Genomic DNA, 12,935 nt, shown 5'->3' on the forward strand with positions numbered 1-12,935 from the left:
AAATGACCGTGTTTTATCGAGTGACCTGTGCCCGGATCGTTCAATAAAAGTTACAAGTGGTTGTTTTGTCGGGGCTTGGGAGGCCAGCAGGGTTTTGGCTGAAGAGCACTATTTATCTATGTCACATCCCCTGCGACGCCACGTTAGGTTAGGCGCTCTCTGACCTGCAGAAGACCGGATATGCCCCGCCATATGCCCCCGCTGGATGCTCGCGATACCACGCTCAGTGACCTGGAACCCCTGGAGCTGGTCCACAGCCATATGCCCAAATGGTTGTTGGGCGCTGATCCACAGGTCATTGCGGCCATGAATGCATCCATGGCCAGTAGCCGTTTCTATCATGGCCTGGTCGGCAAGAAGTTCGGTGAGCTGCAAAGTGTCGAGGTGTACTGCGGGGCATTGCTGGCAGCCGAGGTCAGGCGTGAGTTCGGGTCGTCACTGAATATTCACCGTGACTATCTGGCGGTGGTGCATGTTCACCTGATCCCCAATATCACGTTGTTCAGTTCCGTTCGCCATTACCTGGTGCATGACGAGCCGAAAACCCTGCTGTGGGCAGCCCTGCAGAATTTTTCGGCCGACGAGGCCCTTGCAAACGGCTTTAATCCGCAAAGCCATATCCGCTACGGTGGCCATCCTCAGCAGATCAGCCCTCTCGAGCCCTGCCACTTTGCCGCGCTATGCCGCAGGCTGGATCTGGGGCTCAAGTATCAACAGTATCTGGAGCATGCTTTGGGCGTTACGGCGTCGGGAACTCCCGGGCCCAGGCATTTGGCGACAGAGTCGAACCTCAGGCTTTTAAAAACCCATGACATGGCGGTCGACGCGCATGTCGCCTACCTCAAGAAACAAATCAGTCAGGCAGCCTATACCACACTGCTTGCCGCCCTGGCTCTGCCCGCCAGTACTGCCCAGGTGCACGGGGTGCAACTGGACGGCAAGCCGATGGTGCCAAGTTCCTTGTCGATACTGGACACGGAAATTGACGGGGTGGTGGTCTTCTCTTCCGACACCTTGTTGTTGCACCCCGGCAACCGCTTGATTGCCTATATCCCCAATGACCCGCGGGCACCCTTGTTCGAGTTCAGTTCATTGCAGGTATTCACCGATGAGTTGAAGCATCGCCTGCTGGATCCGGCGTATGCCAGGTTTTTCTCCCGCTTCACCGCCTTGAATGTACGGCCGCTGTTTATGCAAAAGGTCGCTGGCAGGCCCGAGCATCTGGCCCTTACCGCAACCCCTCTGACCATCAGCGCAGCGCATTACCTGTGCACGGTGCAGCTCAGGAACATGTTTGCCGATGCCCGGCAACTGGCCGTGCCCACCGGCGTGCTGGACGAGCGCGAACGCGAAGAGCGCTGGCAGATGTACAAAACGGCAGGGTTGTTTCTGGTAAACGTCGCGGCCCTTTTTGTGCCGGTGCTGGGCGATCTGATGCTGGCGGTGGCCATTGGGGAGATGCTCAAAGAAGTCTATGAGGGGGTGGAAGACTGGGCCCAGGGCGATGTTGACCATGCTCGCGAGCACTTGCTCAATGTCGCCACGGATCTGGCCGTCAACGCAGGGGTAGTGGTCGGGCTGGGAGCTGTCAAAGCCGCTGCCAGTCGTTTGAGCGCAGCCACCCGGGCGCACTTTGAAGGCTTTCAACCCGTCAGTCGTGATGATGGCACCACCCGGTTATGGAATAAAAACCTGCAGCACTACGAGCATAAAGTAATGGGCGAGCATCGCTATACAGCTGATGCCCAAGGTTTACTCAGCCTTCATGGCAGGCAGTATGTAGACGTGGACGGCAAGCACTATCCTGTCGAATTCGACAGCGAGCGCAGGCAATGGCGCATACCTCATCCGCGCAGGGCCGATGCTTTCAGGCCTGCCTTGCTACATAACAACGAAGGGGCCTGGCAGCATGCCCATGAGCGGCCACTGGAGTGGCAAGACAGTGCGACGCTGCTGGGCCGTTTGGGATCGGCAACAGCAGCACTGGACAGGCAGACACTGGAACGGATTCGGGAACTGACTGACACGGCACCGGGCGTCCTGCGCCGCATGCATCTGGAAAGTCTGGCGCCGCCTTCCTTGCTGAAAGTCAGCCTCAAGCGCTTTGAAATCAACCAGCTTATCGACACCTTTGTCGCACAGATGAGTACCGACCAGTATGCCTCCCGGCGCTGGAGCGAGCTGCAATTACAGCTCTTGCCGGCATTGCCGAAATGGCCAGCGGGCAAGGTGTTGACGGTTGCCGACGATACGGGAAACCGCCTTGCGCACTATGCCAGTGTGATGTGGCCGGCTACGTCCCATATCAACCTGACAAGCTCTGTCGTTGAGCAAGGCAAGTTGCTGGATGCTGTTCTTGCGGCCTTGTCCGACTCACAGGTCAGGGCACTGCTGGGCAATGACCTGCCTGCTCCGGGGGCACTGGCCCGCAGACTGGCCCTGGTATTGGGCAGTCATGCGCGGGATAACAAACGTCAGGTCTTCGAGAGGTTGTATGGGCTTTTCAATATCTCGTCTGCGGCAGAAGCCTTGCCCATCGAACGTGACTTTCCGGGGTTGCCCCGTACGGTAGCGCAAGCGTTGGTTGAGTCGGCCAGTAATCCGCAGCTTGAACATTTGCGCAGGGGCAGAGTGCCGCTGGAACTGGCCGAGCTGGCGCGCATGCACCTGCGTGAGGCCAGGATAAACCGGGCGATCGAAGGCTTTTATCTTGAGCATCAGGCCAATGACGACACTGAGCGGCTGGCCTTGCATTATCTGGATCAACTGCCCGGCTGGCCTGCTGACAAGGCGCTGGAGATTCGCGAAGATTCGATTTCAGGCGCCATGACTCATTATTGGGGCGGCGTACAGACGACCCCACCGCACGTGCTGGTCAAAACGCTGCGGGGCTACGAGCGTTACCGGCCACGCGGTCATGTCCATTTGCTTGAGCCTGGCGGTCCTCTGCCATTATCCACTGCCGTGTTTGAATCCCTGACCGATCTTGAGCGCGATGCCATGGGCTTTGCTGCAAACACGGATGCCCCGGCGTTCAATGCGGCCCTGGCAAAGCGGGCGGCCAATGCCCGTCAGGAGTCCGCCCAGGTGTTGCGCATACAGCCGATCAAACCGGGGTTCAAACCGCCGATTACCCTGGCAGATGGTCAGGTGGGCTACCCCCTGTGCGGAATGACATCCGGTGAGCACTCCTGGGAATTGCAGCGCCGTGTGCGCAGGATTTACTCCGACTTTGAAGATGAGCAAGTCATTGAATACCTCGACACCCTGGTCGAGCGGGGGCTTGAACCGCTCAATATCCTGCGTGAGCGCAAGCGCGAGAGAAGGGCCTTGCTAACGAGCCTGCAAGCCTGGATCGATGCCACTCCGGGTGAAGTTGTTCCGACCGATACCCTATATGACTACCCCGAGAACCGATATCAGGCTGCAGGGCTGATTGAGCGTTGCTGGCGTAAAAACCCCGCTCATATTCCCTGGGCTCACAACGAAGAGTTGCACAGCCTGAGCCTGGACGGCTTTCGATTGGGCAACTTTCCGGATCTGCCAGCCATTGCCGACTTCAGCCATGTGCGGGAATTGAAACTCAGCAACATGAATTGCCGGGACACGGCCAATGCATTCCTTGAACATTTCAGCGGGCTGGTTGCCCTTGAAATGGATAACAATCGCATGGTCAACCTGCCCAGGCAGTTGGAGCGCATGCCCAATCTGCAGCGTTTGTCCCTGGCCCGTAACCTGTTGTATCTGAACCCGGGCAACCTGTCGGTATTGAACTCGCTGGGCAAGCTGCAAGTGCTCAACCTCAATGACAACCTGCTGGGTCCGAACCTTAGCCTCAGTAATCTGGGTTTTTTGCGTCGGGTCTATTTGCGTCGTACCTGGATCGACCAATGGCCGCAAGACCTGATATCCCGCCCGTTTCTTGAGTCGGCCGATCTGCGGGAAAACCGTATTATCGACATACCTGAACATGTCTATCAGGCCTCACCCACTGTGACGCGCAATATTTCCCTGGCCGGCAACCCGTTGTCCGCCACCAGCCGCCTGCGTCTGGCCCGCTATGCCATGCAGGGTGGCAGCAGCATGGGCATCAACAGCGAACAGTTGATGAGCGAGGCGGCGGCGTTCGAGTTCTGGACGGCGGGTATTACCGCTCAGGAATTGCGAAGAAGAGAGCTGTTATGGAACAGCTTGCGAGCCGATGCGGCTTCAGACGATTTTTTTACGGTGCTCAGCCGTTTGACATCGACTGCGGACGCCCATGAAGTGCGTCAGGATTTCAGCCGACGTGTCTGGGAAATGATTGAAGCGGCCAACGAGAGCTCCTCCTTGCGCCGTGATGTGCTGGATATTGCGGCTTCGCCGCGTAGCTGTACAGACAGTGTGGCTTTTACGTTCAGCGAGATGGAAGTGCAAATGGAACTGTCCGGGCTTTCAGGCGCGGGCTCGCCTCAGAAGCAGCAACTGCTGACTCTGGGCAAAGGGCTTTTCAGGCTCGACAGGCTCGCCAGAATCGCCCACGAGCACTTTTTGTTACGCCTTGAGGGGGCAGGCCCGGCACCGGACGAGCTTGAGATGCACCTGGCTTACCGTGTGGGCCTGGCGCGAGCCCTTGAGCTGCCGGGGCAACCTGAAAGCATGGCGTTTAAATCACTGGCCGGGGTGACTCAGGCAGATCTGGACATTGCGCGGCTGGAAGTCGAAAAGGCCGAGAAAACGGCCTCGCTGAACATCTTTATCAGCACCCGCCAGTTTTGGCGGGAGTACTTGATACGTACCCACAGGACGCAATATGGCGCGCTGACCGAGCCGTACTTCGAGGCGTTAAGCAACTTGCTTAAAAGATCTCCAGAAATGAACAGTGAGCGCTATCTGCGCGAGGTCAGCGAAGTTCGCCATCAGATGGACGCGGCTGTCGATGTCTGGAGCCTGCAAAAGACCGAGGCGCTGCTGGCGCCCAAGTCCCTTGAGGGGTCGCCCTCTACAGCCCTTTGATCAGGGCCCGCAGCCCGAACCGGTTCGGCAGGCAGGCTTCGGCCACTGCTCTGGATACGGGCAGGGGTTCATCGTTGATCCAGGCGGCGAGTATTTCGCCAGACAGGGGTGCGGTGATGAGCCCGCGAGAGCCGTGGCCGCTGTTGACGTACAAGCCATCAAGCCACGGGCAGGGGACGTCAGGCACCTGTCGGGCATCCTTGCGCAACACGCCATAGGCGCTGGCGAACTGCTCCGGATCCGCGAGCGGGCCTACAATTGGCAAGTAGTCCGGGCTGGTGCAGCGGAACGCTGCCCATCCACGCAGGGTGTCAGGGTTGAGTTGTTCGTCACCGAGCCGATGGGCCAGGTCCGGTGAGATTTCCTCGAGCAGCTCGAGGTTACCTTGATGCCCCTGCGGGGTGGTGGTCAGGTCTTCGTTATCAAAGTCGAAGCTGGCGCCCAGCGTGTGCTCACCGAGGCGGCCAGGAGCCACATAGCCCTCGGCACACACTACGGTTTTCAATACGGCGCTGGCAGGGGTTTCTACCAGTTGAGTGATTTGCCCGCGAATCCGTTTGAGTGGCAGGCCGCTGCTGGCCGGGAAGCGCTTGACCTCGGCAGCGCCAGCCAGAATGACAACCGGAGCGCTGGCCAGTACCTGGTCGTTGTGGCACGCCTGCCATTGCTCATTGACCTTGTGCAGTTGCAAAATGTCATGGTGGGTCAGCACCCGAACCTTGGGGTGCAGGGCCTGGTAGTGGCAAAGCGCTGGAGGGTGAACCCAGCCGCCTTCGGGGTAGAACAGGCCGCCGTGGGCCAGTTCGATCCCGGCCAGGGCTTGTGCCTGGGGTTGGTCAAGCAGATGCACCAGCGCCGGGGGAAAGGCTGCGGCCAGTTGGGCCTGTCGTGCGGCTTCCTTGGCGTTGAAAGCCAATTGCAGGACCCCGCAATCATCCCAGTCGCGCCCGCGCTGCAGGTGTTCCAGCAGACGACGGGTGTAGCCAAAGCCGCTGACGATCATCTGCGACAAAGTCGTACCGTGTGCCGAGAGCTTGAGGTACAGAACGCCTTGCGGGTTGCCCGACGCTTCCTTGGCCAGTCTTTCGTGGCGCTCCAGCAATATCACCGTCCAGCCGCGGCGGGCCAGGCTATTGGCGCTGGCGCAACCCGACAGGCCGCCACCGATGACCAGTGCTGTACGCGGGCCTTTGATCCGGGGCGGGCGGGCAAACCAGGGTTTGACTGTGGGTGCTGTTGAAGCGGTGTCCGGCAAGCCGACAAAGGTGCCGCGCAGGATTTCCCACTTATGGCCTATGCCTGGCGTGCGGCGCATCTTGAATCCGGCGTCATTCAGTGCGCGGCGTACCCAGCCGGTGCTGGTGAATGTGCTGATTGTCGAATCGGGTGCCGCCAGGCGTGCCAATTGCGCGAACAGTTCCGGGGTCCACATGTCGGGGTTTTTCGCCGGGGCAAAACCGTCTAGAAACCATGCATCAACTTTGGCGTCGAGTTGCGGCAACTGTTCAAGTGCATCGCCGATCAATAACGTGAGCGTGACCCGGCCATCGGCCAGGGTCAGGGTCTGAAAGCCCGGATGGATTGCAAAATACACGGCCAGCAATTGTTCGCTGAGGGGCGTCAGCTCCGGCCACAGGGCCAGCGCGCGTTGCAGGTCGTTGCGGGTCAGCGGGTATTTTTCGACGCTGATGAACTGCAGGCGCGCATCGGGGTGGGCATGTTGCTCGAACAGCTGCCACGCGCACAAAAAATTCAGCCCGGTGCCGAAACCGGTTTCGCCAATAACCAGATGGCCGTCAGCGGGCAGGGCGGCGAAACGCTCTGCAAGGGCGTTCTGTTCGATAAAGACATAGCGGGTTTCTTCAAGCCCCGACTTGTCCGAAAAATACACGTCATCAAACACCCGTGAATGGGGGCGACCTTGGTCATCCCAGTCGATCTGGGCATTGGCAGTTTCAGTAGTCATGTGTGGCTCGGCAACGGCAAGGCAGCCATTCTAGCCGATCAGTCAGGCCGGGACTGATCCATGACAGGTTTGCTCGGTTTCTTCCTGCATATTGCAGAGCAATCCGCTAGGCTTGGTTCATCTTGCCAGGGAGCATTCCATGTTCGAATCAGCTGAAATCGGCCATTTCATCGATAAAGAAACCTACGACAGGGAAGCCCCCGCTTTACGTGAAGCGTTGCTTGAAGCCCAGTTTGAGCTCCATCAGCAAAAGCGTGCTTCGGTCATTGTGCTGATCAATGGCATTGAAGGCGCCGGCAAGGGTGAAACGGTCAAACTGCTTAGTGAATGGATGGATCCGCGCCTGATCGAAGTGCGGACTTTTGATAGCCAGACCGATGAAGAGCTGGCTCATCCGCCGGCCTGGCGTTACTGGCGTCAATTGCCCGCCAAGGGGCGGATGGGCGTGTTTTTTGGCAATTGGTACAGCCAGATGCTCCAGGGCCGGGTTCACGGCCTGTTCAAGAATGCCGTGCTTGATCAGGCGATCACGGGCGCCGAACGTCTGGAAAAGATGCTGTGCAATGAGGGCGCAGTGATCTTCAAGTTCTGGTTCCACCTGTCCAAAAAACAAATGAAGGAACGCCTGCAAACCCTCAAGGATGACCCATTGCACAGCTGGCGCATCAGCCCGCTGGACTGGCAGCAGTCCAAAACTTATGACAAGTTCGTACGCTATGGCGAGCGGGCGATCCGCCGCACCAGTCGTGATTACGCACCGTGGAATATCGTCGAAGGTATTGACCCCTATTACCGCAGTCTGACTGTGGGCAAAATCCTTCTTGAAGGGTTGCAGGCGGCGTTGCATACCCCCAAGGTTGCAGCCCGCCCGGCGGGTGTGCCGCCGTTACCGGACAAGCAAGGCGAATTGACCCTGCTCGATTGCCTGGACCTGACCCGGCATCTTGAAAAAGAGGATTACCAGGAGCAATTGATCACTGAGCAGGCGCGTCTATCGGGCCTGATGCGTGACAAACGGATGCGCCGGCATTCATTGATCGCCGTATTTGAAGGCAATGATGCCGCAGGCAAAGGCGGCTCTATCCGGCGGGTGGCGGCAGCGCTGGACCCGCGTCAGTACATCATTGTGCCTATTGCTGCGCCTTCCGAGGATGAGCGAGCACAACCTTATCTTTGGCGTTTTTGGCGACATATCCCGGCGCGGGGCAAATTCACCATTTTTGACCGTTCCTGGTATGGCCGGGTGCTGGTTGAACGGGTCGAGGGTTTTTGCACGAAAGCGGACTGGATGCGCGCTTATGGCGAGATCAACGATTTCGAAGAGCAACTTACGGCAGCAGGCGCGATTGTCGTCAAATTCTGGCTGGCAATCGACAAGGACACCCAGCTTGAGCGTTTTCAGGAGCGTGAAGAAATCCCGTTCAAACGCTTCAAGATTACCGAGGAAGACTGGCGTAATCGCGAAAAGTGGGATGTGTACCGCAGTGCGGTATGCGACATGGTGGATCGCACCAGCACCGAAATCTCGCCCTGGACCCTGGTTGAAGCCAATGACAAGCGCTGGGCACGGGTAAAGGTGCTACGCACGATCAACGAGGCTCTGGAAGCAGCCTTCGAGAAACGCGACAGGCAGGAAAAAAAGCGCAAGAAGAAGTAACACGGCACTTACCCTGTGGTGCTTCGCTTGTGCGCGGCAACACGGGGTTAGCCTGCGACTATATATCTACCACTGATGCACTCCAGGTTTCTGTTCAGATCAGGTGACTGTCGATCACTTGGGATGAACGCTTTCATGTCCGAAAACAGCCACACCCTTAACGCTGACCAGTACCTTTCATTTGGCAGCCTGTCTATCAATTTGCCCGGTACTCTGCGAGAGCGAAAAGTCTCACGCTACGAAGCAAGCCTGCAGTCATTTATAGGCACTGCTGATCAGGCGATGACTCGCTTGGCCGCTTACCGGGATACTCATGAGCAGGCTCTGACCCAGTGTGCCGAAACTCAACAGGCAACGGACAGGCTGCTCGAGGGGGCCGAGTCTCAGGGCACCGACTTCTGGACCCGGCTGGATGCCGGCGGGCTTAGTCTGTTGCAGCGTTTGTCTACGGGCAGGTCGCGCAGCTTGCTGGCCGAAGCACAGTTGCAAGTGTATGAAGGCCGGTTGAGCGAATCTGCGTATCAACAGATAAAAGAAGTTGTCAGCGAACCCTGGTCTTCACTCCGCGGGCAAAGTGTCAGCTGCGTTTGCGACCTGTCCCTGGGCACCTCGCAACGCTCTTATTTGCTGCAGGGGGCGATGGTGATAACTCGTCAGCCTGCGCTTGATGACCATCAACATCCGGAGCCCGTATTTCTGTTCGTTCCGGGCAATGCGGGCGGTTTGCAAGCATTCACTTCCGTGGCTCAGCTCAAGACCCAACTGGCCCGCAGCGTTCGGGCCGATCCGGACGGGTTCTGGCTCGGCCATGTTTCGCTGAAAAACCGCGCTGCTGCTCGGGCAGCGATAATGCTCGAGGGTACTGAAAGCCCCGTTATCCTGCGTGTGCTCGATGGTCATGCCTTCAGTCTGGGGGTTGAGGATCAAATCGCCGGCTATAAAGAAATTGCTTCGCTTATAGCCAGGGGCCAGTTGTTGTACAGCGAATCGACGGTTGCGCAGTCTCTTGAGCGCTTGCGTCTGGAAACCGCACAAAACCTGCTGGCGCCGGGCAATGAGGCCCGTGAACAGGGCATTGACCTTGTGGCTGAACAATTGCGTACGGCACAGGCTACGCAGGACTTGCCGGACTGGTTGCTGCGGGCATCGGTCGAAGAGCGGGCCGAATATGCCAAGGGACTTGTGGTTTATGCACGTAATGCCCTTTGGCTGGAGGACGATCTGAACCGTCATCTGCCGTCATTCGAGGTGTTTACCCGCGATAAGCTGGCTGAGCGGCTCAAGGCCGATTTAAAACGAGATATCGATCCGGATGCGGTCAGGGTCGATATGCCCGATCGGGTCATCGTTGAGGTGTTGCAAACGAGCGAGAGGGCCGAGCGTCCGCATCTGGCGGGCGATACGTCGGAAAGCATAGCGATCACCGGCTTTTCAACCTGGGATGACGTCAGTCTTGCGCGTCACACCTTCAGCTTGTCCGAGCTGGCTCGCAAGAATATTGATGTGAATGACGAACAGCAGATGCTGCGTCTCAAGCACAGCTACTTCACTCTGGATGGCTTGGATACCAAGGCGCTGGGTATTGACCTTAAGTATCTGCTCAAAACCATTCCGGATCTGGATGTTGCCATGCTTTACAGCATGAGGATCACCCGTGCTTTTCTGGGTCGCACACTAGGGGGTAGCCAGCCCGGAGCTCCCGATATTGCCAGGCGACTGGGAGTGTTCAGGCAAGCCATCAACCTTGAGGCCTGGGTCGCACGTCAGCGCAGCCACCTGTCAGAGCGGGGGTACAGGCTGGCGCAGGCAGCGACCGCACCCGGCAATGGTAATCACAAACCTGACGCCGAATTCGACATCGAATACCGTTATACCTGGTTACGCTCACCAGACCGGGGGGACAGTTCCTATACCGAACAAGCCTTGATCGGGGTGTCTGTGGTGCATGACAAAACCTCTGGGCTGGCGCTGATGTATCTGGCGGGCGCTCCGGGTAATCAGAAGTTCTTCGAAGGTTCCGGGTTCCAGCATCTGATTGAACGTCTCTCCAATCATGTGCTGCTCAACAGGGAGCTGCTCACCTACTTCGCAAACAGTACAGAGACCGGTTCGAGCGTTGCGCGGAATATTCAGAACATCAATGCCATTTTGCGTGTCGGAACTTACGGTTTTCTCGTGATTGACCCGGTCAAGGCGTCCCATGTGTCCCTGACGGACATGCAGTACCTGGCACGCATGGGGCGGCTCAAGGAGCAGGTCTATGGTTCCTCCAGATCGGCGCTGGATATCGAGCGCCGTCAGATGGAGCGTATTGCGCAGCGGGATCTGAGCTACATAAAGATTGGCCTGTCGGTTATTCCGGGTATTGGCACAACCATTGGTGTCTATGACGGCTGGAATGACGCATCTGCGGCCATCAGTGCGTTTGCCCGAGGCGATTACAAGGCGGGAGCGTGGCTGGCTTTCTCTGCCGCGCTTAATTTGGGCGAGGCGGTTCTTACGCTCGCACCTCTGGTGGCGCGCCCCAGAGCAGTAAGCGCAGTGCTGGGCAGCCTGGATGAAACGGTGACCAAGGCCGTAGCAACCCTATATGACGCAGGGTGGAGAGCCAGTAAATCGTTGCAGAAAAAACGCCTGAAGGATCTATTGCCGTCTGTCACTTCCCGCAAGCCCTGGCGTACCAAGGCATTCGAGGGCTATGAGGTCAAAGTCCCGCTCTATGACGCCGTGAGGCTCAGGGGGAAAAACGAAAATGTATATCTCTTGAATAACAAGATGTACATTCAGATCGATGAAAAAGTGTACGAAGTGTATCGTCGCTCAGGTGAGAAAACCCTTCGCCTCAAGGCGCGCCCGCCCAAGAACTATGAACCGCCGATCAGGATGGATGCACGGGGGCGCTGGGAGTATCACGCCGATGTCGGGGGCAAGGGAGGGGCGCCGTTTCCGGAGCTGGAAGAGCTGATTGTTGATTCAACCCCCGTTACATCCACGCGCAAGGTTCCTGATGGATACGCTGTGACGGCCGCGGTTACCCCGGCGCCAATTCCTGCCGTACATCCTCAAGGCGTCGAGTCGATGGACAGGGTGGTTATCGGCCATCGGGATTTGTTTGTTTCCAGCGAACTTGATAGTGCAGGCAATTTTGGAATCTATCGTATTGATCCTGCTGATCCGACCCGACTGCAGGCTCAGGGTGTATTAACGCCCGAAGGGGTATATCGCCTCACCGATCAGCCTCTAGTCTCCGGTAGCGATCTGTTTGAAGAAGTCGCCGAAGATTTTGTCTTTATGGACAACAAGTTCTATCGGGTGCAACTGGATACTGAGCAGTTTTCCTGGAAAGTGGTGCGCACGGGTGATGAGGGTAGCAGCACGCTGTTTATCGAAAGTGATGGGGTATTTGATCCGGTCACACAACGGTTGGTCATCAGCAACTGGCACCTGATGCCAAGGCTCGGAGAACATCCCAGTCTGGAGGCCCTGGTGCGCCAGGCGCTTGACTTGCCTGCAACCGGTTTTGACCACGAAGTCTATGCATTTTTGCGCAACTACACGCGCCAGATCATCCAGTCTGTCGACACACAGGTGATACGGGCACCTGATGTGCTGGAGCTGGAGCGTCTGTGTGAGCAGAGCCTGCGCCGCAAGCAATTCCCGGTGGGCAGGCTGGACGAAGCCTTGACGGCCATGGCCAACAAGCAGCCCCTGCCGATCTGGGCACCGGTCTATGACGAACTGCAGGGTATGCGCTCGGTGTTCCCGACGACATCCGGAAGGTATTACAACATTGATGCCGTGCGTCAATTGCGCAGTCATATGTCGATCCGCGATCTGGATGTGGAGGTTGCCGCCCTTATTGACAACTATGCAGCAATGCGTGCCGGATTGATCTCTACGTTTAATATGAGAAACACTCTGGCCAAAAGCGTCATGCAGTTGGTCTTGAAAAAGCGTGGTTACACATTACTTGATGGCGGTCGCTACAAAGTGGGGGCTGCCGGTTTCGGTATGGTGCTACGTGGTCCCAACGGTGATCTGTATCTGATGGAAGTCAGGCATATACGGGCTACCGGCAACACTTGGGGGCATGTTTTTTTTGATCGTGGATCCGCGAGTAAACTAGTCATGATGTCTGACGAATGGGTCGATATCGTCGTGCGAAAATCCCTGGAGGAAGTGCCATTCAACCCTGCAGCTGTGGCAGTACAGCAAGCCAGGGCAGATGGCCGCTTGTTCAAACTGGTTGGCACCATCACCCCCGACAAGGAAGTGATGGTGTTCAAGGTAGCAACCCCGGGCCCAGGATTGTAAAAA

The 12,935-nt window shown here is 57.5% G+C and carries 4 protein-coding genes and 1 pseudogene; 4 read left to right on the plus strand and 1 reads right to left on the minus strand.

All coding sequences use genetic code 11. The annotated features are described in order from the left end of the window. Positions 1-180 precede the first annotated feature (180 nt). Positions 181-4,995, plus strand: a complete 4,815-nt coding sequence (locus V6L81_RS11255; protein WP_240881512.1) for an NEL-type E3 ubiquitin ligase domain-containing protein — start codon at positions 181-183, stop codon at positions 4,993-4,995. Here V6L81_RS11255 and mnmC read toward each other — a convergent pair. Next, positions 4,982-6,961 carry a bifunctional tRNA (5-methylaminomethyl-2-thiouridine)(34)-methyltransferase MnmD/FAD-dependent 5-carboxymethylaminomethyl-2-thiouridine(34) oxidoreductase MnmC gene (gene mnmC, locus V6L81_RS11260; RefSeq protein ID WP_095031739.1) on the minus strand — a complete coding sequence of 660 codons (1,980 nt, stop codon included), beginning with the start codon at positions 6,959-6,961 and terminating at the stop codon, positions 4,982-4,984. The genes V6L81_RS11255 and mnmC overlap by 14 nt on opposite strands. A 139-nt stretch (positions 6,962-7,100) precedes the next feature. Here mnmC and pap point away from each other — a divergent pair, with 139 nt between their 5' ends. The 3 genes and pseudogenes from pap (at position 7,101) to V6L81_RS11275 (ending at position 12,932) form a co-directional block, all read left to right on the plus strand. After that, a complete protein-coding gene (gene pap / locus V6L81_RS11265) occupies positions 7,101-8,618 on the plus strand; it encodes a polyphosphate:AMP phosphotransferase (protein ID WP_095002821.1) in 1,518 nt (505 codons plus the stop codon). A 282-nt stretch (positions 8,619-8,900) separates the two neighbouring features. Continuing rightward, a pseudogene (locus V6L81_RS24195) lies at positions 8,901-9,377 on the plus strand (dermonecrotic toxin domain-containing protein); the annotation flags it as partial. A 255-nt stretch (positions 9,378-9,632) separates the two neighbouring features. After that, a complete protein-coding gene (locus tag V6L81_RS11275; RefSeq protein WP_338661119.1) occupies positions 9,633-12,932 on the plus strand; it encodes a dermonecrotic toxin domain-containing protein in 3,300 nt (1,099 codons plus the stop codon). The last annotated feature ends 3 nt before the right edge of the window (positions 12,933-12,935 follow it).

It is taken from the genome of Pseudomonas bubulae (genome assembly GCF_037023725.1).
GTDB lineage: Bacteria > Pseudomonadota > Gammaproteobacteria > Pseudomonadales > Pseudomonadaceae > Aquipseudomonas > Aquipseudomonas bubulae.

What these genes read in the sequence shown, in the direction of transcription:
- pap (WP_095002821.1), top strand. Translation starts at nt 7,101, where the DNA reads ATGTTCGAATCAGCTGAAATCGGCCATTTCATCGATAAAGAAACCTAC.
- mnmC (WP_095031739.1), bottom strand. Translation starts at nt 6,961, where the DNA reads ATGACTACTGAAACTGCCAATGCCCAGATCGACTGGGATGACCAAGGT.
- V6L81_RS11255 (WP_240881512.1), top strand. Translation starts at nt 181, where the DNA reads ATGCCCCGCCATATGCCCCCGCTGGATGCTCGCGATACCACGCTCAGT.